At 56.6% G+C, this 25,657-nt stretch carries 21 protein-coding genes; 10 read left to right on the top strand and 11 right to left on the bottom strand.

What is annotated here, in order from left to right:
• Positions 1–115 precede the first annotated feature (115 nt).
• Entirely contained in the window at positions 116–553 is a 438-nt protein-coding gene (gene uspA / locus C5687_RS14285) for a universal stress protein UspA (RefSeq protein WP_003861223.1), read from the top strand.
• Between the two features lie 109 nt (positions 554–662).
• Here uspA and rsmJ read toward each other — a convergent pair whose 3' ends face one another.
• Both rsmJ and prlC read right to left on the bottom strand, forming a co-directional pair.
• Complete coding sequence (gene rsmJ, locus C5687_RS14280) at positions 663–1,439, bottom strand: 16S rRNA (guanine(1516)-N(2))-methyltransferase RsmJ (protein WP_094919626.1); 777 nt, start codon at positions 1,437–1,439, stop codon at positions 663–665.
• Positions 1,440–1,446: 7 nt separating this feature from the next.
• The gene (gene prlC / locus C5687_RS14275; protein ID WP_047959656.1) at positions 1,447–3,489 is read right to left on the bottom strand and encodes an oligopeptidase A; all 2,043 of its coding nucleotides are present in this window, start codon (positions 3,487–3,489) and stop codon (positions 1,447–1,449) included.
• A 177-nt stretch (positions 3,490–3,666) separates the two neighbouring features.
• Here prlC and C5687_RS14270 point away from each other — a divergent pair, with 177 nt between their 5' ends.
• The 3 genes from C5687_RS14270 to C5687_RS14260 all read left to right on the top strand — a co-directional run bounded on the left by C5687_RS14270 (position 3,667) and on the right by C5687_RS14260 (position 7,765).
• Positions 3,667–4,509: a 23S rRNA (adenine(2030)-N(6))-methyltransferase RlmJ gene (locus C5687_RS14270; protein WP_104557179.1), complete on the top strand. Its 843-nt coding sequence runs from the start codon at positions 3,667–3,669 to the stop codon at positions 4,507–4,509.
• Between the two features lie 71 nt (positions 4,510–4,580).
• A complete protein-coding gene (gene gorA, locus C5687_RS14265) occupies positions 4,581–5,933 on the top strand; it encodes a glutathione-disulfide reductase (RefSeq protein WP_104557178.1) in 1,353 nt (450 codons plus the stop codon).
• Positions 5,934–6,115: 182 nt separating this feature from the next.
• On the top strand, positions 6,116–7,765 hold the full coding sequence (locus C5687_RS14260) for an alpha,alpha-trehalase (protein WP_059386135.1): 1,650 nt from the start codon (positions 6,116–6,118) through the stop codon (positions 7,763–7,765).
• 59 nt (positions 7,766–7,824) lie between these two features.
• On the opposite strand, the gene C5687_RS14255 is transcribed toward C5687_RS14260, so the two are convergent.
• Positions 7,825–9,414 (bottom strand): STY4199 family HEPN domain-containing protein, encoded by a 1,590-nt coding sequence (locus C5687_RS14255; protein WP_104557177.1) that lies wholly within the window; start codon positions 9,412–9,414, stop codon positions 7,825–7,827.
• A gap of 146 nt (positions 9,415–9,560) precedes the next feature.
• Between C5687_RS14255 and C5687_RS14250 the strand changes: the two genes are divergently transcribed.
• Entirely contained in the window at positions 9,561–10,100 is a 540-nt protein-coding gene (locus C5687_RS14250) for a GNAT family N-acetyltransferase (RefSeq protein ID WP_104557176.1), read from the top strand.
• 72 nt (positions 10,101–10,172) lie between these two features.
• Complete coding sequence (locus tag C5687_RS14245) at positions 10,173–10,511, top strand: lysozyme (RefSeq protein ID WP_104557175.1); 339 nt, start codon at positions 10,173–10,175, stop codon at positions 10,509–10,511.
• Here the strand turns inward: C5687_RS14245 and C5687_RS14240 are convergent.
• Together C5687_RS14240 and C5687_RS14235 are read right to left on the bottom strand one after the other, a co-directional pair.
• Positions 10,490–11,092: a helix-turn-helix transcriptional regulator gene (locus tag C5687_RS14240; protein WP_025759436.1), complete on the bottom strand. Its 603-nt coding sequence runs from the start codon at positions 11,090–11,092 to the stop codon at positions 10,490–10,492. The two genes, C5687_RS14245 and C5687_RS14240, sit on opposite strands and share 22 nt — an antisense overlap.
• Positions 11,093–11,264: 172 nt before the next feature.
• Positions 11,265–12,023 carry an SDR family NAD(P)-dependent oxidoreductase gene (locus C5687_RS14235; protein WP_095452500.1) on the bottom strand — a complete coding sequence of 253 codons (759 nt, stop codon included), beginning with the start codon at positions 12,021–12,023 and terminating at the stop codon, positions 11,265–11,267.
• A 119-nt stretch (positions 12,024–12,142) separates the two neighbouring features.
• Between C5687_RS14235 and C5687_RS14230 the strand changes: the two genes are divergently transcribed.
• The 3 genes from C5687_RS14230 (at position 12,143) to C5687_RS14220 (ending at position 15,701) form a co-directional block, all read left to right on the top strand.
• Positions 12,143–13,042, top strand: a complete 900-nt coding sequence (locus C5687_RS14230) for a LysR family transcriptional regulator (protein ID WP_095452501.1) — start codon at positions 12,143–12,145, stop codon at positions 13,040–13,042.
• 50 nt (positions 13,043–13,092) lie between these two features.
• Positions 13,093–14,118 carry an inner membrane protein YhjD gene (gene yhjD / locus C5687_RS14225; RefSeq protein WP_025759440.1) on the top strand — a complete coding sequence of 342 codons (1,026 nt, stop codon included), beginning with the start codon at positions 13,093–13,095 and terminating at the stop codon, positions 14,116–14,118.
• Between the two features lie 260 nt (positions 14,119–14,378).
• On the top strand, positions 14,379–15,701 hold the full coding sequence (locus C5687_RS14220; protein ID WP_059386128.1) for an MFS transporter: 1,323 nt from the start codon (positions 14,379–14,381) through the stop codon (positions 15,699–15,701).
• Positions 15,702–15,794: 93 nt separating this feature from the next.
• Here the strand turns inward: C5687_RS14220 and C5687_RS14215 are convergent, their stop codons facing one another.
• On the bottom strand, positions 15,795–17,837 hold the full coding sequence (locus C5687_RS14215; RefSeq protein WP_104557174.1) for an AsmA family protein: 2,043 nt from the start codon (positions 17,835–17,837) through the stop codon (positions 15,795–15,797).
• Positions 17,838–17,902: 65 nt separating this feature from the next.
• Positions 17,903–18,676, bottom strand: coding sequence for a cyclic-guanylate-specific phosphodiesterase (gene pdeH, locus C5687_RS14210; RefSeq protein WP_025759444.1), 774 nt, complete (start codon positions 18,674–18,676; stop codon positions 17,903–17,905).
• Between the two features lie 229 nt (positions 18,677–18,905).
• On the opposite strand from pdeH, the gene kdgK reads away from it, so the two are divergent.
• On the top strand, positions 18,906–19,835 hold the full coding sequence (kdgK, locus tag C5687_RS14205; protein ID WP_104557173.1) for a 2-dehydro-3-deoxygluconokinase: 930 nt from the start codon (positions 18,906–18,908) through the stop codon (positions 19,833–19,835).
• Between the two features lie 63 nt (positions 19,836–19,898).
• Here the strand turns inward: kdgK and C5687_RS14200 are convergent, their stop codons facing one another.
• The 4 genes from C5687_RS14200 to C5687_RS14185 all read right to left on the bottom strand — a co-directional run.
• Positions 19,899–21,392, bottom strand: a complete 1,494-nt coding sequence (locus C5687_RS14200; RefSeq protein ID WP_104557172.1) for a M16 family metallopeptidase — start codon at positions 21,390–21,392, stop codon at positions 19,899–19,901.
• Between the two features lie 227 nt (positions 21,393–21,619).
• On the bottom strand, positions 21,620–22,906 hold the full coding sequence (locus C5687_RS14195) for a dicarboxylate/amino acid:cation symporter (protein WP_025759448.1): 1,287 nt from the start codon (positions 22,904–22,906) through the stop codon (positions 21,620–21,622).
• A gap of 159 nt (positions 22,907–23,065) precedes the next feature.
• Positions 23,066–25,072: a biofilm formation regulator HmsP gene (gene hmsP, locus C5687_RS14190; RefSeq protein ID WP_025759449.1), complete on the bottom strand. Its 2,007-nt coding sequence runs from the start codon at positions 25,070–25,072 to the stop codon at positions 23,066–23,068.
• Between the two features lie 119 nt (positions 25,073–25,191).
• Positions 25,192–25,657 (bottom strand): cellulose synthase subunit BcsC-related outer membrane protein (locus tag C5687_RS14185; protein WP_202911294.1); only part of this gene is annotated, 466 nt, incomplete at its 5' end.

Here is a 25,657-nt window from a genome sequence, read left to right as displayed (position 1 = left end):
GGTTAATCGTTATCAACACCAAAGCTTGAAAAATATGTTTTACTGGGCCGTAATGAAAGTATCAGACGACGGCTTTCACATTTAGTCATCGATAACTTAAGGAAGGAGTAACACTATGGCTTACAAACACATTCTCATCGCGGTAGACCTCTCTCCGGAGAGCAAAGTGCTGGTTGATAAAGCGGTATCCATGGCACGTCCCTACAACGCGAAAGTTTCCCTGATTCACGTTGATGTGAATTACTCCGACCTTTACACCGGTCTGATCGACGTCAATCTCGGCGACATGCAAAAACGCATCTCTGAAGAGACGCACCACGCCCTGAGCGAGCTCTCCACCAACGCAGGCTACCCGATTACCGAAACCCTGAGCGGCAGCGGCGACCTGGGCCAGGTACTGGTGGATGCGATCAAGAAATATGACATGGACCTGGTGGTTTGCGGTCACCATCAGGACTTCTGGAGCAAGCTGATGTCTTCCGCGCGTCAGCTGATTAATACCGTTCACGTGGATATGCTGATTGTTCCACTGCGTGACGAAGAAGACGAGTAAATACAAAAAAGCCCGGTGGCGCTAACGCTTACCGGGCCTACAAGGTAAAAGCAAAACGGCAACATGGTTGCCGTTTTTAATGTTTGTTCCCTCTCCCTGTGGGAGAGGGTTAGGGTGAGGGCATCAGCCCGCACTCTTCCGGCGTCCCCGGATAAATATCAAACCGGTGCCCTTTGGTGGTCACCGCGTTGGTCGTGGCAACGTCCGCCAGCGGCGGCGCATAGTCAGGACGCTTCACCACCACTCGCTTCGTCGCTAACTGACGAGCGGGCTCCAGCAACCCATCGGCGTCCAGATCCGGCCCCACCAGCGACTGAAACACCCGCATCTCTTTCTTCACCAGCGCGCTTTTCTGCTTATGCGGGAACATCGGGTCGAGATAGACCACCTGCGGGCGCGGGGTGATATCCGTCAGCGCCGTCAGGCTGGAGGCGTGGATCAGCTGCAATCGTTCCTGTAACCACGGGCCGATTTCCGGATCAGCATAGCCCCGCGTCAGACCGTCATCGAGCAGTGCTGCCACCACCGGATTGCGCTCCAGCATCCGCACGCGACAGCCGACCGACGCCAGCACAAACGCATCGCGCCCTAACCCTGCCGTGGCATCCACCACGTCCGGAAGATAGCTTCCCTTGATGCCGACCGCTTTGGCCACCGCCTCACCGCGGCCGCCGCCGAACTTGCGCCGGTGCGCCATCGCGCCGCCGACAAAGTCGACAAAAATCCCGCCGAGTTTCGGCTCGTCGCGTTTACGGAGTTCAAGATGCGCTGACGTCATCACCAGCGCCATCAGGTTCTCTTCATCGTGCTCCAGCCCCCAGCGGGCGGCCAGAACAGATAAGGCGCCGTCTCCGGCGCCTGTTTCATCCACTAAGCAGATCTTCACGTAACAATCAGCCTTTGATCCCGTAATGCTCAAGCATCGCATCCAGCTGCGGCTCGCGGCCACGGAAGCGTTTGAACAGCACCATCGGCTCTTCGGAACCGCCGCGCGTCAGGATGTTATCGAGGAACGACTGGCCGGTTTCGCGGTTGAAGATCCCCTCTTCTTCGAAGCGAGAGAAGGCATCCGCCGCCAGCACGTCGGCCCACAGGTAGCTGTAATAGCCTGCCGCATAGCCGCCCGCGAAGATGTGGCTGAACGCATGCGGGAAGCGGCCCCAGGTTGGCCCTGGAATAACAGCAACCTGCTTTTTAATCTCGGCCAGGGTTTCGAGGATTTTCGCCCCTTGTTCCGGGCTGAACTCGGCGTGCAGGCGGAAGTCGAACAGGCCGAACTCCAGCTGACGCAGGATAAACATCGCCGCCTGGTAGTTCTTCGCCGCCAGCATTTTATCCAGCAGCTCTTTCGGCAGCGGTTCGCCGGTCTCGTAGTGGCCGGAGATAAACGCCAGCGCGTCCGGCTCCCAGCACCAGTTTTCCATAAACTGGCTTGGCAGCTCGACCGCATCCCACGGCACACCGCTGATCCCGGCCACGCCTGCGGTTTCAATGCGCGTCAGCATGTGATGCAGACCGTGCCCGAACTCGTGGAACAGGGTGATCACTTCGTCGTGGGTGAACAGCGCAGGCTTGCCGTTTACCGGGCGGTTGAAGTTACAGGTCAGGTACGCGACCGGCTTTTGCAGAGAACCATCGGCTTTACGCATCTGGCCCACGCAGTCATCCATCCACGCCCCGCCGCGCTTGTTCTCACGGGCGTAGAGATCGAGGTAAAAGCTGCCGCGCAGCTCGTTTTTCTCGTCATACAGCTCGAAGAAGCGCACGTCCGGGTGCCAGACGTCGATGTCGGTGCGCTCTTTGGCGGTGATGCCGTAAATCCGTTTCACCACTTCAAACAGGCCATTGACGGCTTTGTTTTCCGGGAAGTACGGGCGCAGCTGCTCGTCGCTGATGCTGTAGAGATGCTGTTTCTGTTTTTCGCTGTAATAAGCGATGTCCCACGGCTGCAGCTCGTCCACGCCGAACTCCGCTTTGGCGAAGGCGCGCAGCTGGGCCAGCTCTTTTTCACCCTGTGGACGGGCACGTTTAGCCAGATCCGTCAGGAAATCGAGCACCTGCTGCGGGTTCTCGGCCATTTTGGTGGCGAGGGATTTATCCGCGTAGCTGTCAAAGCCCAGCAACTGGGCCAGCTCGTGACGCAGGGCGAGGATTTCCGCCATCACCGGACTGTTGTCCCACTTACCGGCGTTCGGCCCCTGATCGGAGGCGCGGGTGCTGTAGGCGCGGTACATCTCTTCACGCAACGCCTGGTTGTCGCAGTAGGTCATCACCGGCAGATAGCTTGGAATATCCAGGGTCAACAGGTAGCCTTCCTGCTCTTTCGCTTCGGCCTGCGCTTTAGCGGCCGCCAGCGCGCTTTCCGGCATGCCAGCGAGTTCCGCTTCGTCGGTAATCAGCTTCGTCCAGCCCATGGTGGCGTCGAGCACGTTGTTGCTGTACTGGTTGCCCAGCTCAGAGAGACGCGCGGCAATTTCACCGTAGCGGGTCTGCTTCTCTTTTGGCAGACCAATCCCGGACAGCTCAAAATCACGCAGGGCGTTATCGACCGATTTTTTCTGCGCCGTGTTCAGTTCAGCATAATGGTCGCCGTCACGCAGATCGCGATACGCTTTGTAGAGCCCTTCGTGCTGGCCGACCCAGGTGCTGTACTCCGAGAGCAGCGGCAGGGTCTGTTCGTAGGCTTCGCGCAGTTCCGGGCTGTTTTTTACCGAATTCAGGTGGCTCACCGGGGAGAAGATACGCCCCAGCACGTCATCCACTTCGGCCAGCGGCTGACACAGATTTTCCCAGGTGTACGGCGCGCCCTGCGCGACCACGCTTTCTACCGCCGCGCGGCAGTTGTCCAGCGCTTGCGTCACGGCTGGAACCACATGCTCAGGGAGGATTTTAGAAAACGGTGGCAACGAAAAAGGCGTCAGTAATGGATTGGTCATAAACGCTGTCCTGTTGAATAAGATGAATGAAGCGCGCATCCGGCGCTGTGCATATTGTCTGGTAATGGGGTTAAGTGTAGAGGATTTCAATGCCTGCGCTTCGCGGGCCGACGGGTAATCTGTGCCGTTCTGCTGTAAACTGTGGCAAATCGTCATTTCATCGGAATTTCATTACCCATGCTCAGTTATCGCCACAGCTTTCACGCAGGCAACCACGCCGACGTCCTCAAACACACCGTTCAGAGTCTGATTATTGAATCACTCAAAGAGAAAGAGAAGCCGTTTCTCTATCTGGACACGCACGCGGGCGCGGGCCGTTACCAGCTGAGCGGCGAACACGCCGAGCGTACCGGTGAATATCTGGAAGGGATTGCCCGCATCTGGCAGCAGGACGACCTGCCTGCCGAACTGGAGCCGTACATTGGCGTGGTGAATCACTTCAACCGCAACGGCCAGCTGCGCTACTACCCAGGCTCGCCATTGATTGCCCGCCAGCTGCTGCGCGAGCAGGACAGCATCCAGTTGACCGAGCTGCACCCGAGCGACTTCCCGCTGCTGCGTTCTGAATTCCAGAAAGACAACCGCGCCCGCGTGGAAAAAGCCGATGGCTACCAGCAGCTGAAAGCCAAACTGCCGCCGGTTTCCCGTCGCGGCCTGGTGCTGATCGACCCGCCGTACGAAATCAAAACCGACTATCAGGCGGTGGTCACCGGCATCCACGAAGGCTACAAACGCTTTGCCACCGGGACGTATGCCCTGTGGTACCCGGTGGTTCTGCGTGCGCAAATCAAGCGCATGATCAAAGACCTGGAAGCGACCGGCATCCGCAAAATTTTGCAGATTGAGCTGGCGGTACGTCCGGACAGCGACCAGCGCGGCATGACGGCCTCCGGCATGATCGTCATTAACCCGCCATGGAAACTCGAAGCGCAGATGAACAACGTCCTGCCGTGGCTGCACAAAACGCTGGTGCCAGCGGGAACAGGCCACACCAGCGTCAGCTGGATCGTGCCGGAGTAATCGCAGCCATCGGTGGAAACTATTGATTTCAGGTATACAATCGCGGCAATTCACGATTAAGGACAAAAGCTATGACTAAGCATTATGACTACATCGCAATCGGCGGCGGCAGCGGCGGCATCGCCTCCATCAACCGTGCGGCCATGTACGGCCAGAAATGTGCGCTGATTGAAGCCAAAGCGCTGGGCGGCACCTGCGTGAACGTGGGTTGTGTACCGAAGAAAGTGATGTGGCATGCGGCGCAAATCCGTGAAGCTATCCATATGTATGGCCCGGATTACGGCTTTGACATCACCATCAACCATTTCGACTGGGATAAGCTGATCGCCAGCCGTACCGCCTACATCGACCGTATTCACACCTCGTACGACAACGTGCTGGGTAAAAATAACGTCGACGTTATTCACGGCTTCGCCCGTTTTGTAGACGCGAAGACGATCGAAGTGAACGGTGAGACGATCACCGCCGATCACATCCTGATCGCCACCGGCGGTCGTCCGAGCCACCCGAACATCCCGGGCGCGGAGTATGGCATCGACTCCGACGGTTTCTTCGAACTGCCTGCCCTGCCAAAACGCGTTGCTGTGGTGGGCGCGGGCTACATCGCAGTGGAGCTGGCCGGCGTGATTAACGGTCTGGGTGCTGAAGCGCACCTGTTCGTGCGTAAACACGCGCCGCTGCGCAGCTTTGACCCGCTGATCGTGGATACGCTGGTCGAAGTGATGAACACCGAAGGCCCAACCCTGCACACCAATGCCGTGCCAAAAGCAGTGGTAAAAAACGCGGACGGCAGCCTGACGCTTGAGCTGGAAGATGGCCGCAGCCAGACCGTCGATTGCCTGATCTGGGCGATTGGCCGCGAACCTGCCAATGACAACTTCAACCTCGGCGTGACGGGGGTGAAAACCGACGAAAAAGGCTACATCGTCGTTGATAAATTCCAGAACACCAGCGTGCCGGGCATTTACGCCGTTGGGGATAACACCGGCGCGGTTGAGCTGACCCCGGTGGCCGTTGCGGCAGGGCGTCGTCTTTCGGAGCGTCTGTTCAACAACAAGCCGGACGAGCATCTGGACTACAGCAACATCCCGACCGTGGTCTTTAGCCACCCGCCAATCGGCACCGTCGGCTTAACCGAGCCGCAGGCGCGCGAGCAGTATGGCGACGATCAGGTGAAAGTGTATAAATCCGCGTTTACCGCGATGTATACCGCCGTCACCTCGCACCGTCAGCCGTGCCGCATGAAGCTGGTCTGCGTCGGCCCGGAAGAGAAGATCGTCGGTATCCACGGCATTGGCTTCGGCATGGATGAGATCCTGCAAGGCTTCGCGGTGGCACTGAAGATGGGCGCAACCAAAAAAGACTTCGACAACACCGTGGCGATCCACCCAACGGCGGCGGAAGAGTTTGTGACCATGCGCTAATCCTGATGCCCCTCCCCGGAGGGGTATTTTTTTAACATTCATAAATCGTTGCAAAACGAATGCTCCGAAAAGAGTGATCTACCGCACATATTCCTCCCCCTCTACCGAAGCGAATGTCTACGCTTATAGGACGCCCGGAAAAACCTGTCTTTCAGAACATACAACCGGAGGTCCTTATCACCATGTTCAACCAGAAACTACAGGCTAACGAGAACATCGAATTCGAGATTGCAGAAGAGCTGCGCTACGAGACCGATCCCTGCGAGTTAAAACTGGATGAGATGATCGAGGCGGAGCCGGAACCGGAAATGATTGAAGGGCTGCCCGCGTCGGATGCGCTGACGCCCGCAGACCGCTACCTTGAACTGTTTGAACACGTACAGTCGTCACGGCTGTTTGCGGACAGCAAAACCTTCCCTGACTGCGCGCCGAAGATGGACCCGCTGGATATCCTGATCCGCTACCGCAAGGTCAGACGCCACCGGGATTTTGACCTGCGCCAGTTCGTGGAGAACCACTTCTGGATGCCGGAAACGTTCGACTCAGAATATGTTTCCGACCCGGGTCTGTCCCTGAAAGAGCACATTGATAATCTGTGGCCGGTGCTGACGCGCGAGCCGCAGGACCATATTCCCTGGTCCTCCCTGCTGGCCCTGCCGCAGGCCTATATCGTTCCCGGCGGACGATTCAGCGAGACCTACTACTGGGATTCCTACTTCTCGATGCTGGGTCTGGCGGAAAGCGGGCGCAACGATCTGCTGAAGTGTATGGCGGATAACTTCGCGTGGCTGATTGAGCGCTACGGCCATATCCCTAACGGCAACCGTACCTATTACCTCAGCCGTTCTCAGCCGCCGGTCTTTGCCCTGATGGTGGAACTGTTTGAGGAGGATGGCGTGCGCGGTGCGAAACGATACCTTGAGCACCTCAAAATGGAGCACGCCTTCTGGATGGACGGGGCGGAGTCGCTGCTGCTTAACCAGGCTTACCGCAGCGCCGTGCGCATGCCGGATGGCTCGTTGCTGAACCGCTACTGGGATGACCGTGACACCCCGCGCGACGAATCCTGGATTGAGGACGTGGAAACCGCCCGTCACTCCGGGCGTCCACCGAACGAAGTGTATCGCGACCTGCGCGCGGGTGCGGCTTCCGGCTGGGACTACTCGTCCCGCTGGCTGCGCGAGCCGGGTCGGCTTGCCAGTATCCGCACAACGCAGTTTATCCCCATCGATTTGAACGCCTTCCTGTTCAAGCTGGAAAGTGCGATCGCCAATATCTCGGCATCGAAAGGGGATAAAGAGACGGCCGACCTGTTCCGCCAGAAAGCCAGCGATCGCCGGGCCGCGGTGAATCGCTATCTGTGGGATGAAGAGAACGGCTGCTACCGGGATTATGACTGGCGACGCGAAGTGATGGCGCTGTTTTCTGCCGCCAGCATTGTGCCGCTGTATGTCGGTATGGCGACCCATGAGCAGGCTGAACGGCTGTCTGATGCGGTTAAAGCGCGTCTGCTCACGCCGGGGGGGATTCTGGCGACCGAGTACGAAACCGGCGAACAGTGGGATAAACCCAACGGCTGGGCGCCGCTGCAGTGGATGGCCATTCAGGGGTTCAAGCAGTATGGCAACGACTCCCTCGGAGATGAAATCGCCTGGAGCTGGCTGCATACGGTGAACCATTTTTATAAGACCCATCATAAGCTGATTGAGAAGTACCATATCGCCAGCAGTACCCCGCGCGAAGGGGGCGGGGGTGAGTATCCGCTGCAGGATGGCTTCGGCTGGACTAATGGCGTGGTGCGCCGGCTGATTGGGTTGTATGGGGAGCCTTAAGGAGGGTGCGGTCTGATGCCCTCACCTCGGCCCTCTTCCACAGGGAGAGGGAGTAGAGATCAGCGGATCACCTCATAAATGGCCGTCTGGATGGACTGCCATTTTTTGTTGCTGGCATCCGGCTGCGACTGGGCCCGGCGCGTCGCCATGTCGAGATCGTGCTGCTGGCGTTTCACCACCGCAGGCACGGTGCAAAACGCTTTCAGATACTCTTTCCTTACGGAAGTCAGCGACTCGCCGTTCGCCATGGCGTGGCTGAGCGTGTTAATAAAGCGACGACACGGCTTCTCTTCCACCATATTCTGCCGGTAGCGCAGCATCACCTCCAGCACGTCGTCATAACCTGCCGACATCGCCTCTTCGGTCCAGGAGAGCTTCCAGTCCATTCCGCCCTGCAAAAAGAGCTGCGCCACGCGGGTATCGTTGCGGTTGATGGCCGAACGGAAATTATTCTCGTCCCAGGTGACGCCCATCCGCGTGAGTGTTTCACGCGAGGAAGGTGTCTCGCGCATTTCCTGTGGCGGTGCCGCTTCGGCGGCTTTGGCAACGGCAGGCTGCGGTTTACTGCTGGTCACCAGCCAGAAGCCCCCCGCCACAATAGCAATCACCATGACGCCAACCGCCCCCCATAACACACCGGAAATGAGCTGTTCGCGTTGTTCCGGGGTACGCGGCGCGCGCTGCGTCGGCTTTTCAATGGTGTCTCGGACTTCAAACAGATCCCCGCCGGTGACCCGATCCATTTTCTGGGCCTTTTCCCAGAACGTATGTAATTCGCTGGCATCCACCGCCATGAATCCGGCCGGATTGACGCGGGTTCTCCCCTCCTCAAACGCCCGTTGAACCGGCCGCGAGATCTGCGTGTAGTAGCTATCCAGCAGCTGAATTTGCGCCGAACTTAACGCTTTCTGTACGGTGAGGTGGTTGCGGATTTGCCGAATGTCGTCGAGGAAGGTTTGTAGGGTTTTTCGCGGCTCCACCAGAAGCGTGAGCATGGTAGGGTCGTTAAACAGTGAGGCGTAGTAGCGGCTGAACTCTTTTTTATCCACCAGCATCTGCGCCAGTTCACTGAACATCATACCGCTCAGGACATCGTTGATCTCACCCAGTTTCAGCCAGCGTCTGACGCGGTCAGCGTTAAACAGCGTCTTGAGATGGTTGTTGAGGCGCACCGGATCGGGCCAGGCCTGCTGGATAAGCCCTTTTAACATCAGCTCTAGCGCACGCACCTGCTTTTGCGCCTGCTGCTGCTGAAGTTCGCTGCCCGGTGCCAGCTCCGTGCTGTAGGTCAACAGCGGCTGCTGCAGGCGGAGATGTTCCAGCGCGGTCACAAACCGCATCGCCGCAATCAGCTGGTTTTCACTCACATCCTGCCCGCTTTCATACTGCGGCACCCGCTGCTGTAACAGGCGCAGCTGGAGGGTAAATTCCGACATCTCGGCATCATTCAGGTTGAGCTTCTTCGCCACGGCACCCCAGCCGCCCTGGGCTAAGCGCGCGCTGTCGAGCTGCTCCAGAAACCAGCGTGGATCTTTACCCTCCGAAGCATGTACATTCAGAAGAAGTAAAATTTCCACCGACGCATGGCGAATGACTGCCAGACAGTGTTCGAACTGTTCGCGAATATGATGTGATGTGCTGAGAGTCATTATTTTCCTTAAGTGACAACGAAGACATCCGAATGGGCACGTGAAGGCCGTTTTTCTTTTTATTTATACGAGGTTAACCATACCTGACTTTCTGTTTAAATAAAGTGACAACCCTAAAATCATTTAAAAATGTCAGGAGAATCTGAATGCCGGTTTTAATTACCCCTCGCCTTCACTGTTCGCCCCTGCAGGAACAGGACTGGCCCTTTTTTCTGGCGTTACAGCAACATCCCGACGTTATGCGCTTTGTGGCGGAAGACCGCCCCGTCGCGGACATCCGCGCCGCGTTTGAGGCCCGCCTGACGCCCTGGACGCCGGGCAGCGCGCACTGGCTGTGTCTCGTCGTCCGTGATGCCCTCACCCGGGTTCCGCTGGGCGTCACCGGCTATATTCATCGGGAGGAGGATTGCGCAGAAGTCGGTTTTCTTTTCGCACCCGAGGCGCAGGGAAAAGGCTACGGCTTCGAATCCCTGCAGGCGCTCTGCCGCTATGCCTTTGAAGAGGGCGGCATACGCCGACTCACCGCCACCGTTACCGCCGGGAATGTCGCCTCAAGACGTCTGCTGGAAAAAGCCCGGTTTCGCCTCGAAGGCGAATTACGCGAGAGCTATTACCTCGCGGGGCGCTGGCAGAATGACTGGTTATTTGGTTTATTACGGCAGGAATATCTGAACAACAATTCCTGATCAACAGCCATTTGGCGGATATTTATCGTAAATCGTTTCCTCTACAGTGTCGCCTCTTGAGAGGAAACGAATATGAACGGTCTTACGCTGGAAATATCTTCTGCCGCCATTGAATTAATAAAAAAGCATCAGGGGCTTTCTCTGGAGAAATATCGTGACGAACACGGATTATGGGTTATCGGCTACGGCCACGTTATCCGCGATCGGGAGCAGTTTCACGGTCCTGTCACTCCGCTGGAGGCGGACGCGCTGCTTCAGGAGGACATTCGCTTGTGCGAGGCGCTGCTGCGGGAAAATGTGACACGTCCATTAACCCAACAGCAGCATGACACGCTGGTGATGATGATGTTCAGCTTCGGAGAGATACCTTCGCTGCCGGAAGCGATTTTTCAGGCCGTCGCCCGGGTGTAGTACATCGCAGCCTGAGTTCTGTTTTTAACGTCCAGCCGCCGGAAAAGCGCCTCCAGATGCGCTTTTACCGTGGCCGCACTGATGTTGAGGTTGCGCCCAATCTCTTTATTTGACTCCCCCGCCGCCAGCAGTTTCAGCACTTCGCGCTGGCGTTCACTTAATGCCAGTAACGCCTGTGGCGACGACGGCTTTCGAACCCACTCTCCGGGAAAGCAGACCATCCCTCTGGACACCGAGTCCAGAACGGCGGAAAAGCGCTCGGGGCTGGCAGTGCGGGGAATAATGGCCATGATGTTTCGCTGGCGCAATTGTTCAACCCATCTGGCCTCTTTTTTCGCCAGAACCATGATCACGCGTATCGTCGGCAAGCGATGCAGGATGTCATCCAGCACACCACATCCCTCATCCTGAATTAAATTACCGTCAATCAGAACAATAGCAGACGGCGACGCGGACATCTGCGCCCATAAATCTTCTGCCTGACAGGTTCCAGTGATATTTATTTCCGGAATTAACGTCCGCAGACTGTGTATCGCTCCATGAATAAATAGTGACTGCCTGTCAAACATGATTACTCGCATCGTTTTTCTCCCTCTGAGAATAGCGAAGGGGGATTCTACATAGGGGAGATTTGAGAAAAAACTCAATGAACGGAGCGGTTACAAAATCGCCAGAGGTATTTATATCTGCCGTATCCTGACACACTTTACTTAAGGATTTCCTTAAGGGGGTCCGTCCCCTTAAGGTAGCGTATTACAGGAACATCCCGCCAGACACTTCAATACGTTGCGCATTCATCCAGCCCAGTTTATCGCTCAGCAGCGCCGCAATGGCATCGCCAATATCATCTGGCAGGCCAACCCGACCCAGCGCCGTTTGCGAAGCCAGCGTCTGATTCAGCTGGGCGTTGTCGCGCACACTTCCGCCACCAAAATCCGTCTCGATCGCCCCTGGCGCAATAATATTGACGGAGATCCCCCGCGCCCCCAACTCTTTCGCCTGATAGCGAGTGAGCACTTCCATCGCCCCTTTCATCGCCGCATAGGTTCCGGCCCCTGGCTGAGTAAAACGAGCCAGCCCGCTGGAGACGTTGAGGATCCGCCCGCCATCGTTCAGCAAGGGCAGAAGACGCTGGGTCAGGAAAAACGGTCCTTTAAAGTGGATATTCAACGCCTCATCGAACTGGGCTTCCGTCGTCTCGGCATACGGCGTGAATAAACCCGTTCCGGCATTGTTTAATAAATAATCAAAACGTTCACGCTGCCAGACAGACTTAAGGATTTCCTGTAACTGCAGGGCAAAAGTATCGAAACTGGCGATATCCCCGACGTTGAGCTGCAATGCCGCCGCGTTGACCCCTTTTTCCTGAATTTCGCGCACAACATCCAGTGCGTCCTGCTGATTGCGATGGTAAGTCAGGATAATTCCTGTTCCGTCTGCCGCCAGCTTCAGGGCGGCGTTTTTACCCAGACCGCGGCTACCACCAGTCACTAATGCGATACGTTCAGTCATCATAAACCTCGTTTTGGCTGTTAGGGAGATTGAGAAAGAGCTTATTAGGTGATAGAAGATCAATAAAGACAGCAAAGAACGCTTCACTGTTTCATATGCAACAACAATGAGCGGCAGCTATGGATAAAATTCACGCAATGCAGTTGTTTGTTCGCGTCGCGGAGCTGGAGAGTTTTTCCCGCGCGGCGGAAACATTAACGCTGCCGAAAGGCAGCGTTTCACGACAAATTCAGGCCCTGGAGAACCGGCTTGGCACCCAGCTTTTACACCGCACCACGCGCCGCGTCAGCCTGACGCAGGACGGCATGGTCTATTACGAACGGGCAAAAGATCTGCTGGCGAACCTCGATGAACTGGACGGTATGTTTCAGCACGATCCCTCCAGCATCAGCGGACGGCTGCGCGTGGATATGCCCGTCGGCGTTGCACGAAATTTAGTCATCCCTAAACTGCCGACATTTCTGCAGCAGTACCCGGGTATCGAACTGGAGCTCAGCAGCAGCGATCGGCTGGTGGATGTGATCCGTGAAGGGTTTGACTGCGTGGTACGCGTCGGCACGCTGAAGGATTCGGGGCTGATCGCCCGTCCGCTGGGCAAGCTGTCGGTGATTAACTGCGCCAGCCCGGATTATCTGGCGCGTTTCGGCTATCCGGAAACGCTGGATGATTTAGGCTCCCATGCGGTGATTCACTACGCTGCGATGCTGGGAACCCGCCCGCAGGGCTTTGAGTTTTATAACGGCAGTAGCACCCAGTGGATTAAAACGGGCGGGGTATTAACCGTTAACAGTACAGAAACCTACCAGGCAGCCTGTCTGGCCGGGCTGGGGATTATTCAGGTCCCGCGCGTCGGGGTGCGTGATTCTCTGCGGGCGAAGAAGCTTATCGAGATCCTCCCGCAGTACAGGGCTGAACCGATGCCGGTCTCGCTGATTTATCCCCACCGCCGCAACCTCTCCCGCCGTGTACATCTGTTTATGGAGTGGCTTACTGAACTCACAAAAGCTTACGTAGATTAGTCGCAAGCTATAATTCAATAACATCCAGCCAAACGAAAAGGAAAAGACGCGTGACGCCGGAAAACAACCCGCAACGACCCACCCAACAATTAGAGTATGATCCCATCAGGAAGATGGAAACCGGGCCAGAAGAGGCCAAAGCACCTGGCACCGTCAGCAAGGCGCTGGGAACCGTCACCGGCATCGCCGCAAGAATCCAGCAGTTTCCCATGGTGGCGCATCTGATACGCGCAACTGAGCGTTTTAATGACCGCATGGGGAACCAGTTTGGTGCCGCCATCACCTATTTTTCCTTCCTGTCGATGATTCCGATCCTGATGGTGTCGTTTGCGGCGGCCGGGTTTGTGCTCGCCTCACACCCCACGCTGCTGCAGGATATCTTCACGAAGATCCTGAATAACGTCAGTGACCCGACCCTGGCCAGCACGCTTAAAAGCACCATCAATACCGCTGTTCAGCAGCGTACCACGGTCGGCATCGTCGGTTTGCTGATCGCCCTTTACTCCGGCGTAAACTGGATGGGCAACCTGCGCGAGGCCATTCGCGCCCAGTCGCGCGATGTCTGGGAGCGTAAGCCGCAGGATCAGGAGAAGATTTGGGTGAAGTATCTCCGCGACTTTGTTTCGCTGATTGGCCTGCTGGTCGCACTCATCGTGACGCTTTCCATTACCTCGGTGGCGGGCTCGGCGCAGCAGATGATTATCTCCGCGCTCTATCTTGATTATATCGAATGGCTGAAACCCGCCTGGCGTGGCATTGGGCTGGCCATCTCCATCTTCGCCAACTACCTGCTGTTCTTCTGGATCTTCTGGCGTTTGCCGCGCCATCGCCCGCGTAAGAAGGCGCTGATCCGCGGCACGTTGATTGCGGCGATCGGCTTTGAAGTCATCAAAATTGTGATGACTTACACCCTGCCATCGCTGGTGAAATCCCCGTCTGGCGCGGCGTTTGGCTCGGTGCTGGGCCTGATGGCGTTCTTCTATTTCTTCGCCCGTCTGACCTTGTTCTGCGCAGCGTGGATTGCCACCGCCGAGTATAAAGATGACCCGCGGATGCCGGGCAAAACGCACCGCTAGCCCTCCTTCCGGGCTGAAATTTCAGCCCGATTCATCATTTCAGCATATAAATCCAGACCGTAACTTTTATTTAACCGAAAACCAGTGTTATTGACTGATATTTAAAATCTGTGAAGCATTTCATAGACGTGATTTGGCTGGTCTGAAAATTATCCGCTTTTTGTTGCTTTTATCACCGGCTCGCGGCTTTGTTACAGATTGAAATGTCGCTTTTGCTGTGCGTAATATGGCCTTTCGTTCGACAAAAATAAGAAAATATTATGCAAGCAACAGCCACCACACTCGACTCAGGAACGGATAACGTTCCGGTAAACTCGCGCAATAAAGTCGTCGTCGCCTCGCTGATTGGCACCGCCATTGAGTTCTTCGACTTCTATATTTACGCCACCGCCGCGGTTATCGTCTTCCCGCATATTTTCTTCCCGCAGGGAGACCCGACGGCGGCCACGCTACAGTCTCTGGCGACCTTTGCCATCGCGTTTGTGGCGCGTCCGATTGGCTCGGCGCTGTTTGGACACTTTGGCGATCGCATTGGACGTAAAGTGACGCTGGTGGCCTCGCTGCTGACGATGGGGATCTCCACTGTCGCCATCGGCCTGCTGCCTACCTATGAGACCATCGGCATTCTGGCGCCGGTCCTGCTGGCGCTGGCGCGTTTTGGCCAGGGTCTGGGCCTGGGCGGTGAATGGGGTGGTGCGGCGCTGCTGGCGACCGAGAACGCTCCGGCGCGTAAACGCGCGCTGTATGGCTCCTTCCCGCAGCTTGGCGCACCGATTGGCTTCTTCTTTGCGAACGGGACGTTCCTGCTGCTCTCCTGGCTGCTGACGGATGAACAGTTCATGAGCTGGGGCTGGCGTATCCCGTTTGTGTTCTCCGCCGTACTGGTGCTGATTGGCCTGTATGTCCGTGTCTCTCTGCACGAAACGCCGGTGTTCGCGAAAGTCGCCGCGGCGAAAAAACAGGTGAAAGTGCCGCTGGGTACACTGCTGACTAAACACGTCCGCGTGACCGTGCTGGGCACGTTTATCATGCTGGCCACCTACACGCTGTTCTACATCATGACGGTTTACTCCATGACCTTCAGTACCGCCGCCGCGCCGGTTGGGCTGGGGCTGCCGCGTAACGAAGTGCTGTGGATGCTGATGATGGCGGTCATTGGGTTTGGCGTGATGGTACCGATTGCGGGTCTGCTGGCGGATAAGTTTGGTCGCCGTGCGAGCATGATTACGATCACCACGCTCATTATTCTGTTTGCCCTGTTTGTCTTCCCGCCGCTGCTGGGCTCAGGTAGTCCGGCGCTGGTGATGGCCTACCTGCTAATTGGCCTGAGCCTGATGGGGTTGACCTTCGGTCCGATGGGCGCGCTGCTGCCGGAGCTGTTCCCGACGGAAGTGCGTTATACCGGCGCGTCGTTCTCCTATAACGTCTCGTCTATTCTGGGCGCGTCCGTTGCGCCATATATCGCCACCTGGCTGCAGGCGAATTATGGCCTGTTCTATGTGGGCGTCTATCTGGCGGCCATGGCGGCGCTGACGCTGATTGCGCTGCTGCTGACGCACGAGACTAAGCATCAGGCTTTGTAAGCTAATGCCGGGTGGCGGCTATGCCTTACCCGGCCTACGATTCAAATGTAGGCCGGGTAAGCGCAGCGCCACCCGGCAATAACAGACCGCACCTTACTTCTTCATCTGCGACAAAATATTCCGGCACTGATTCGCTTCCCCTTCTGACGGTGAAATCAACGCCAGCAGCGCTGCGGCTGGGGTGACCAGCGTCGCGAGAGCTGCGGCCACCGCGCCGCGTGCAATCAGCGGGCCAGGCTTCACCCCCGCCTGCGGTTTTTTGAAAGTGCCGCGCACATACAGCGGCGAACGCAAGGTGATGATACGGATCCCCTTACTTTCCGGGTCAATGGTCAAATCAAGCTGCTCCGAGGCCATGCTGGCGGTGCCGGTCACGTTGATCACCGCGTTTTCCGTGTCAAAGGCAAAAATCTGCGGACGCGCCACACCGTTCACCAGGTCCAGGTTGGCCGCCGCACAGTTCACCCGCACCTCATCGTCACCGAAGATTTGCCCGATGATATAGTTCCCGACGTTCAGCCCGAGGATCTCCATCAGGTTGCGGCTCACCAGCCCGTCGTTCATCAGCAGCTTGAGGTTACCGTTACTGCTTCCCAGCAGCGCCGCCACGGAGTTCCCCACGCCGCGTATGTCGGCATCGCCGTTCATTTCACCGAGGGTTTTCTGCATCAGCTCCACATCGGGCATCAGCTCTTTCAGCTTGAGCCTGCGGGCCTGAATATCGGCTCGCCCCTGCATCGGCTTTTTATCGCCTTCGAGGTGAATGTTCGACGAGATGGTCCCACCCGCCATACCAAACTTCAGCGGCTGCAGGCGCAGGTCGGCATTTATAAGGAGGATATGGGTCGAAAGATTGCTGATTGGCAGCGTGCTGCCGTGCTCAATTTTTCTGCCTTTGAAACGCACGTCCGCGTCCATCACATCCCACTTATCCGTCTCAAAGCGGTCATAGGGCAGTACTTTCCCGGCTGGCTGGAGATCTTTCTTCACCTCTTTTGACTTCGTCCCTTTGCCGGAATCGACACCAATCAGCGGACCCAGGTCGGCGAGTCGCAGCTGACGGGACTCGACGTCCCCCTCCAGTCTGGGGCGCGGTTTCCCGGTGGTGTAGGTCAGCGAACCGTGGATATCGCTGTCGCCGATGCGGCCGTTAAAATCCCGGTAGTTAAAAACAGAGGATTTTTCGCTGTCGATTTTGGCGACCAGGTGCCCGTCCGTTTCGAACGGCGGGGTATCCGGGAGCAGTACGCCGGTCAGTTCATACAGCTCACCCAGCGAATCACCGGCAAATTTGAGCTGAAGATCGACGCCGCCCATGTTCATCGGGTCGTTGACCGTCCCCACAAACGCCACACGGGTGTTCCCGGAGCGGAAATCCGCCTGCACCGGGAACGGCGTGCCTTCACTGCGGAGCGCCAGCATACCGCCCATTTTCCCTTTTCCGCTGAGCGGCTGGCCGTTGTAGCGCCCTTTTGCCGTCAGGCCGAAGACGTAATCCCCTACGCTTGCGGTGTCGCCTTTGGCTTTCGTGCCCGTCACCTCGCTAAACGGCAGCGGCTTGCCGAGCGGATCGACCAGGATCTCCACATCTGCTTTGCTGACTTTATCGTCGATGGAGATCCGTCCGCGATCGAAGAGAATATTGTCGAGACGGAATGACCAGGACGAGGGCCGGGCATGCGGATCTTTTTCGCCGTCGCTGGCAAGGTTAAAGGTCCAGTTGTTGTTTTTTTCAGAGAGACGGATCAGGCGCGCATCGGGCTGCTGCAGCTTGATCCACGGCAGATAGACCGTTTTGGTGAAGAGCGCGAGCGGAGCCAGCGTAGCTTCAACGCGAGGGAGGTGAACCATGGTCACTTCCGGGATATCGTGCGGGTTGCCGAGAATGATGTCATCGGCGTGGACATGTGGCCAGGGGATCCAGCTTCGCCAGCCGGGCTCCTCCTTCTGACGCTCCCACACTACCCCTAAATCACCGCGTATAGCGAAGGGGCGATTCAGCTCGGTTGAGACTTTCTGGTTGATGGTCGGCTTAAGGCGGTTCCAGTCAAACGTCGCAATAATGATGACGACGACCACAATCAACAACAAGAAAATCCCTGCGGTCCAGGAGATTACCCTGGTTGTTTTCGTCATTTTTATCCCCTTTCCTGATGACCTGTCCTGTAAAACTATAGTCCAGACAAAGGGAAGCGGGCTTATCAGAGGGTCGTTATCACGCTATCGAGGCGATCCATGGGTACCGGGCGAGAGAGGAAATAGCCTTGCGCCGCCGCGGCGGGAGAGTTTTGCACATCACGCCACTCTTCCAGGGTTTCCACACCTTCAACAATCACGCCCTGGCAATAGCGGTTCATCAGCTGTAATAACAGCGTAAACAGATTCCGCCCTTCCGGGGTCTGGCGCAGCATAATAAACAGATCGCGAGCCACTTTAATGTAGTCGTAGCGCACTTCACTCAGGGCGGAGAAGTTCGCCATGCCGGTGCCAAAATCATCCAGCCATAGCGGGCCAAATTCGCACATCGACGCAAACGAGGAGTCCTGCGGCAGGCGGACATGCTCCACCAGCTCAAAGCGCATCCACGGCAGGGTGGCGATCAGTTCCTGCAATTTCGCATTCTGACGCAGCGCCAGCAGAGTCGGGCCATCAACGTTGACCGAGGCGAGGATATCGTGCTGTTCGAAAAAGGTCTGCTTCGTCGCCAGCATACGGAGCTGCTCTTCCAGCACATCCAGACGCTGGCGAACGGCCACTTCGGCAAAGTAGCGATCCGGTGCAATACGCTGAGTAGGGTTTGAGGGGTGCGTCACCACGGTCAATATTTCAATGGCCATCAGTCGGCCATCCGTTCGGTAGATCGGCTGATAGGTGTACGCGCGCTCACATTGCAGCCAGTAGCGATGCTCCTGCAAGTTCTCAATACTTGCCTCAGGCGTAGTGCTCAGCCGCTGGATAACCTGCTCTGACTTCATTTCAGATGTCCTGTTGTTGGGATGGCCTTTCTGGACTCGTCACAGGATTATCGGCGCGGCAATTGAGAACTTTATGTTCAATTAACCCGGAAAATGAAATTAAGATGACAGCAATGAGCAGGAACACGCGCTGGCTCAAATAAAATAATGGAACGTTGTTTTAATATAGTTGACCTGTTAATTCACCCAGCGCACACTAGCGAAAATTACTCTGTTCAGGTTCACGACTATGTCTAAAAAAATTGCCGTGATTGGCGAATGCATGATTGAGCTGTCCCAAAAAGGCGCGGACGTCAGCCGCGGATTTGGTGGCGATACGTTAAACACCTCCGTTTATATTGCCCGTCAGGTTGCGCCTGAGGCGCTCACCGTGAACTACGTTACCGCCCTGGGGACGGACAGCTTCAGCCAGCAGATGCTTGAGGCCTGGCAGAGTGAACATATTGATACCTCACTGATCCAGCGTATGGAAAACCGCCTGCCGGGTTTGTATTACATTGAGACCGACGAGACCGGCGAGCGTACGTTCTACTACTGGCGTAACGAAGCCGCGGCGAAATACTGGCTGGAGAGCGACGACGCCGCCGCCCTTTGCGAAACGCTGGCGACGTTTGACTACCTCTATCTGAGCGGGATTAGCCTGGCTATTCTGAGCCCGTCCAGCCGCGAAAAACTGCTGTCGTTGCTGCGCGAGTGCCGCGCCAACGGCGGGAAGGTGATTTTCGATAACAACTACCGTCCACGCCTGTGGGCCAGCCGCGAAGAGACGCAGCAGGTCTATCAGCAGATGCTGCAATGCACCGACATCGCCTTCCTGACCCTCGACGATGAAGACGCCCTGTGGGGAGAAAAACCGGTAGAGGACGTGATTGCGCGCACGCAGGCGGCGGGCGTGAAAGAAGTGGTGATTAAGCGCGGCGCGGAGTCGTGTCTGGTGGCGATTACGGGGGAAGCGGTGGTTGACGTCCCGGCGGTGAAGCTTGCCAGAGAGAACGTGATTGATACCACGGCGGCGGGTGATTCATTCAGCGCGGGGTATCTGGCGGTGCGTCTGACGGGCGGCACGCCGGAAGCGGCAGCACAGCGTGGGCACCTGACGGCCAGCACCGTCATTCAGTATCGCGGGGCGATTATTCCGCGTGAGGCGATGCCTGTTTAAGTCAGGTGCGGGCTGTTGCCCTCACCCTAACCCTCTCCCACAGGGAGAGGGAATATTTAAGCATTACTGCCCCTGCGGAATATCCGTCGCATCCGGGTGTAAATCATCCGCCGTCGCGGCCTGCGCTGGCTGCGGCGCGGTAGCCATAATGGAATCCCAGGTTGTCTGCAGTTCCTTCATGTCATATTCCGGCTCGCCTTTCGGTTGCAGGAGGATCAACGCCATATCCTGCGACAGCTGCTGACGGAGGTCCTGATTGAGCATCTCGACGGTCAGACCGTTCAGGAAGTCCTGACGAAGCTTCTGGTACTGTTCCGGCGCAATGTCCACCACCTGGTTCTGCAGAGAGCGAATACGCTGGCTGATCAGAATGTCGGTATCGGCGCGAGCGTAAGTCGCAAACAGCTTCTGCAGCTCCAGTTTTTTCTGCGCCACGAGAGCATTGAACTCCTCTTCAGGAAGCCCCTCTTTACGCACTTTTGCGAGCTCTTTCGCGACCACGCCCAGATTTGCATTCAGCTTGTCGCCCGGTGATTCAACGTTAATGGCGCATTGCGCACGCTGGAACAGCACGCGGCAGTCAAAGCCAAGACCGATATTCTTCACGTTGTTCTTACTGAGCGTCTGCTGAACATGCCAGAACAGCGCTTCACGGGCCAGATCGGCACGCCAGTAGCGCAACAGCGCCGCGGACTCACGGATGGGCTGCCAGGCGTTATCCCACATCACGGAGAGTCGGTCCTGACGCACGGTGTCCGTCATGATGCTGACAGGCTCTGCACGCAGCGGAGAGAGAGTCGGCACCGGGGCCGGTGATTCACGCTTGCCTTTCAAATCGCCAAACGCTTTGTTGATCTGCTCAACCACTGCGCGGCTGTCCACGTTACCCACCACGATCAGCGTCATCGCGTCCGGGGTGTACCATTTCTGGTAGAAGGATTTAACTTGTTCGACGTCTACCGGCTGTTTCAGCGGTTCAGCCGGATCGTGCCCCAGTAATGCGGAACCTTTCAGGCGGTAACGCCACCAGTCCTCTTTGGTATCACCAGGCCAGGTCGCCACCATGTCGCTGTTGCTCAACGCATAGTTGACGGTGTCCGGCGTAATCGCCAGATTGCCAGAGGCATCGGAGAGATAAGTGAGGGCTTCTTTAAGCAGATCGTTACGGTTATTAGGCAGGCTCAGGTTAAACATGGTGTAGTCATACGAGACAACAGCCGGTGGGAGTGGGCGTTTCGGATCGATGGCCTGTTGCCAAAGCGAACGCACCTGAACAGCCTGCAAGCTGCCACTCTGAGTGAGCGCCAGCCGGGGAATAAAATGGCTAAAACCGGTTTGCTGAGTGCTTTCCGTAAGGGAACCGGTATTAATGGACAGACGGATTTCAATACGATCGCTGGGACGCTGCGGCGTGGCTAACACCTGCCACTGAAAACCGTTCGCTAATGTTCCTTGTTGCCAGGCCGGGTCTGGCTGGAGCGCATCTGCCTGCACATAACTGGCTGCTGCCATCATCAGCAAACCGCCGGTTAAGAGTCGAATTTTTGTGCCCTGCATGTGAACCTCTGATCAACATTCCTGGTTAAAAAAGAGTGCCTCGCGACGCGCCTCACTCTTAAAGATGACGATGAAAACACGTCGATTAGACCGCGCATTCGGCAAAACGTCACGGTCAGAAGTGAAATATACCCAAAAAAAATCTTGTCGAATTATGACAGGTACGAACAGTTATTATGCGCAGGAGCCCGCATCCCGACAAGGGAATACGGGCATTTGTGACAAGATTAAGAGGATAAACCAGGATTTTTGCTGTCGGATGAACGATTGTTCAGGGTATCGTCGAGCTTTTTGTGATCCAGCTCTTTGACCCATTTCGCCACGACCACCGTAGCCACGCCGTTACCCACCAGGTTGGTCAGGGCGCGCGCCTCTGACATGAAGCGGTCAATACCGAGAATCAACGCCAGACCCGCCACCGGCAGATGCCCCACCGCGGAAATCGTCGCCGCCAGCACGATAAAGCCACTGCCCGTCACGCCTGCCGCCCCTTTAGAAGAGAGCAGGAGCACCACCAGCAGGGTAATCTGATGGACAATATCCATATGGCTGTTGGTCGCCTGGGCGATAAACACCGCCGCCATCGTCAGGTAGATCGAGGTGCCATCCAGGTTGAAAGAGTAACCCGTCGGGATCACCAGCCCTACCACCGATTTACGGCATCCCAGTTTTTCCATCTTATCGAGCATACGCGGCAGCGCCGATTCTGAAGAGGAGGTCCCCAGAACAATCAGCAGCTCTTCGCGGATGTAACGGATAAATTTGAAGATGTTGAAACCTGTCGCACGGGCGATGGAGCCCAGGACCACCACCACGAAAAGGATACAGGTGATATAGAAGCAGATAATCAGCTGCCCCAGCTGCACCAGCGTACCGACGCCGTATTTACCGATGGTGAAGGCCATCGCACCGAAGGCCCCAATCGGCGCCAGGCGCATGATCATATTGATGATGCCGAAAATCACCTGCGAGAAACTTTCAATGACGTTAAAGATGAGCTGGCCTTTGCTGCCCAGACGGTGGAGGGCAAAACCAAACAGCACGGCGAAGAGCAGGACCTGCAGGATATTACCGCTGGCAAACGCGCCAATTACGCTGCCAGGAATGACGTCCAGCAGGAAGGCGACCACACCCTGATCCTTCGCCTGCTCGGCGTAAACCGCGACGGCTTTCGCATCCAGCGTCGACGGGTCGACGTTCATACCCGCGCCTGGCTGCACCACGTTGACGATGATCAGACCAATAATCAGCGCCAGCGTACTGACCACTTCAAAATAGAGCAGCGCCACGGCACCGGTACGGCCAACCGCCTTCATGCTTTCCATGCCCGCGATGCCCGTCACGACCGTACAGAAGATCACCGGGGCGATGACCATTTTGATGAGCTTAACGAACGCGTCGCCAAGCGGTTTCATTTGTGCGCCCAGTTCAGGGTAATAGTGACCCAGCAGAATACCGATGGCGATGGCTGTCAGGACCTGGAAATAAAGACTTTTGAAGAGTGAGGTTTTCATAAGGTGTCCTTGGGAAGAAAAACCACAGGTTTTGTAAGGTTATGCTTAACCTGCGGCTTTAAAATAACACCCACATAACAGGACAGAAATAAACTCAGTTCAAATTTGAAACACAAATGTTAAGAACTTTGAGCTGGCTCGCACAAGCCAGCAACAAAATTACACTTTTGCGTGATGGCCAGCGCCAGAAAGGTAACGTTCTTCAAAGACATCCGCGGGAACCGCCGGGGCAAAAAGGAAGCCCTGTCCACTCTCCACGCCCGCCTCAGCCAGCCAGCTTCGTTGCGCTTCGGTTTCAATCCCCTCCGCAATAAGATGCAGGTTGAGGCTGCGCGCCATATGGATAATCGCCTGCACCATGCTGCTGTCGCCCGGCAGACCGTCGACAAACGCTTTGTCAATTTTCAACACATCCACCGGCAGGGTTTTCATGTGCTGAAGCTGACGCAGCCCGGCGTAACCCATGCCAAAATCATCCAGCGCAATGCGAATGCCGGCATGGCGCAGCGGCTTCAGAATGGCGACGGCCTCATTAGGGTCGTCTATATGCCGACTCTCTGTCACTTCCAGGGTCAGGGTATCCGGTTTGATGCGGTAACGGTGGATAAGCTCCAGCATCTCTGACACCATGGTCGGGTGCTTCAGCTGCAGGGCGGACAAATTGACCGACAGCGGCAACGTCACGCCGCGCTCCTGCCAGGCGGCAAGCTGACGGCAGGTCTCTTCCAGCACCCAGTATCCGATAGTCACCATCAGACCGCAGGATTCAATGCGCTCAATCAGTCCTTCCGGCAACTCCCATGAACCATCCGGCTGTTTCATCCGCAATAGCGCCTCGGCGCTTTTCACGTCTCCCGTGTGCAAATCCACCTGCGGCTGGAGCCAGAGGGCAAACTGGCGGTTATCCAGCGCGGTCAGAATATCGCTCTCTTCCGTCAGGCGCTGCTGCGCCTTTTCCATCTGCTCCGGGTCGAAGAACTGGATCTGATTTTTGCCTTTGCGACGGGCGGTGAACGCCGCCGAAAAGGCGCGGCGATAAAGCTGTTCCGCGGTCAGATCGCCATAGTACATGGCAATCCCGATGCTGGCGCTCGGACGAAGCTGGATACCCTGAATGGGGAGCCGCTCATTAATGACAGTGAGTACTTGCTGACCTAATGTGATTGCATGCCACGGCTCTTTCACCCCGTTTGCAATCACCACCAGGTCATACCCGCTCACCTGGGTCAGCACCATGCGTGGCGCAAGCACAGATTTCACCTTTTCCACCAGGGTGAGCAGCAGCATCTCGCGCTGGCTCTCCTTGAGCACGCCCGCCGTGTCCTGCAGGGTTTCACAGGCGATGACCATCAACGCCGTAGTCTGCTGGCGAGCGACGGTCTGCTCCAGCATTGCCATCAGAAACGCTTTATTGGGGAGCTCCGACACCGGGAAGCGGGTGGCGCTACTGTTCAGCTCATCCTGCTGACGCTGGATGCGTTGCTGGTTAAGGTTGTAGCTACGCACCAGCATGCCGATCTCATCGTCATGATGAAGGCGCGGCAGTTCAAGCTGATGGCCCATCTGGTCCTGTGGAGAAAGGGTGTTCAGCTCCCGGGCGATACGCCGCAGCGGATGCACGATCAGCCGGTTAATGCACCAGGTCAGCGCCACGCTGAGGATCAGCGTCATAAGTAAGCAAGTGGTCACTAACGTGACAAACCAGCTCATGACGAATTTATACATGCGGTACGAGTCCGCCTGCAGGACGAGATAGGCTAGCGGCTGCGGGTTGGCAGGACGCTCAAGCGAGTAAATGGGGAGCGAGATTTGTACCGGCAGTTCAAACAGGCGCATCACCATCATCGGGACAGGACGCTCAGGGATAAAGCTCATCCGCAGCGCCTGGAACTGGTTAGGCAGCACCACGTCTGCGCGGCTGACTACGCCTGCAGGCTGGATGCGTTTTAAAATGGTTTCCGCTTCGGGAATATCACCTTTCAGGATCGAGGCTGAGAGCGGGCCGCGCACCGAGCGAGCAATACTTTCTAATTGCGAAGCCGTGTTATAGCGATTCTGCTGCACGGAATGAAACAGCAAAATTACGCAAAATAGCAGTACAAACAGCATTGTGACGGCAGACACCATCGCCATCTGTTTGATCGTTAAGGAACGGCTGACACGCAAAATGACTCTCCACAGAACTCGAAGCGCAGGGCGCACCAGGGTGTAAACCTGGCGCGCCTGAGTATACCCGATTGCTGCACTTTTAAGAGAGACTTACAAATGGATTAAGTAAAATCCGATTACCAGTCCGCGTAAGGAATGAGCGGCTGCGGCGGTAAGTCCATATCACCCTGCCAGCCTGCGGCAGAGTAGCGTACGTACAGCAGCGCATGGCTTGGGGTATAGTCTTTTGCTTCCTGAATATCCACGCCCAGGCCAACAAACCAGTTGGAGGTCACCCGACGTTCAATAATGGCCCGCGCGGTATAACCGGTGCCTGAAGAGCTGCTGCCGGTTTCCATCGCCCCCCGGTCGGTATAGCGGCCAGGTTCATCGGTTGGAATAAGACTCTGGTCCGGGTAGCGCAGCTCGTCATTGGTTTTGGAGTGCGACCAGGAGACAGATCCCCCCAGTTCCCAGGACCAGTTCTCCGTGCGTTTACGCCAGGTCACCGGCAGGGCGAAGGAGACATACTCCTGCGGGCTGTAATAACCGCCCTGGCCCAGAGTATAGCCACTCAGATCTTTGTCGTAGTGCCACAGCATG

It is taken from the genome of Enterobacter sichuanensis (assembly GCF_002939185.1).
Taxonomy (GTDB): Bacteria; Pseudomonadota; Gammaproteobacteria; order Enterobacterales; family Enterobacteriaceae; genus Enterobacter; species Enterobacter sichuanensis.
This window is presented reverse-complemented; position numbering and strand designations above follow the sequence as displayed.

Excerpts from the sequence above, each read along its gene's own strand:
- pdeH (WP_025759444.1), bottom strand. The coding sequence starts at position 18,676 with ATGAAGTCAGAGCAGGTTATCCAGCGGCTGAGCACTACGCCTGAGGCA.
- C5687_RS14270 (WP_104557179.1), top strand. The coding sequence starts at position 3,667 with ATGCTCAGTTATCGCCACAGCTTTCACGCAGGCAACCACGCCGACGTC.
- gorA (WP_104557178.1), top strand. The coding sequence starts at position 4,581 with ATGACTAAGCATTATGACTACATCGCAATCGGCGGCGGCAGCGGCGGC.
- uspA (WP_003861223.1), top strand. The coding sequence starts at position 116 with ATGGCTTACAAACACATTCTCATCGCGGTAGACCTCTCTCCGGAGAGC.
- C5687_RS14230 (WP_095452501.1), top strand. The coding sequence starts at position 12,143 with ATGGATAAAATTCACGCAATGCAGTTGTTTGTTCGCGTCGCGGAGCTG.
- kdgK (WP_104557173.1), top strand. The coding sequence starts at position 18,906 with ATGTCTAAAAAAATTGCCGTGATTGGCGAATGCATGATTGAGCTGTCC.
- C5687_RS14260 (WP_059386135.1), top strand. The coding sequence starts at position 6,116 with ATGTTCAACCAGAAACTACAGGCTAACGAGAACATCGAATTCGAGATT.
- C5687_RS14255 (WP_104557177.1), bottom strand. The coding sequence starts at position 9,414 with ATGACTCTCAGCACATCACATCATATTCGCGAACAGTTCGAACACTGT.
- C5687_RS14220 (WP_059386128.1), top strand. The coding sequence starts at position 14,379 with ATGCAAGCAACAGCCACCACACTCGACTCAGGAACGGATAACGTTCCG.
- C5687_RS14240 (WP_025759436.1), bottom strand. The coding sequence starts at position 11,092 with ATGCGAGTAATCATGTTTGACAGGCAGTCACTATTTATTCATGGAGCG.
- C5687_RS14250 (WP_104557176.1), top strand. The coding sequence starts at position 9,561 with ATGCCGGTTTTAATTACCCCTCGCCTTCACTGTTCGCCCCTGCAGGAA.
- C5687_RS14215 (WP_104557174.1), bottom strand. The coding sequence starts at position 17,837 with ATGACGAAAACAACCAGGGTAATCTCCTGGACCGCAGGGATTTTCTTG.
- prlC (WP_047959656.1), bottom strand. The coding sequence starts at position 3,489 with ATGACCAATCCATTACTGACGCCTTTTTCGTTGCCACCGTTTTCTAAA.
- C5687_RS14200 (WP_104557172.1), bottom strand. The coding sequence starts at position 21,392 with ATGCAGGGCACAAAAATTCGACTCTTAACCGGCGGTTTGCTGATGATG.
- C5687_RS14235 (WP_095452500.1), bottom strand. The coding sequence starts at position 12,023 with ATGACTGAACGTATCGCATTAGTGACTGGTGGTAGCCGCGGTCTGGGT.
- C5687_RS14245 (WP_104557175.1), top strand. The coding sequence starts at position 10,173 with ATGAACGGTCTTACGCTGGAAATATCTTCTGCCGCCATTGAATTAATA.
- C5687_RS14195 (WP_025759448.1), bottom strand. The coding sequence starts at position 22,906 with ATGAAAACCTCACTCTTCAAAAGTCTTTATTTCCAGGTCCTGACAGCC.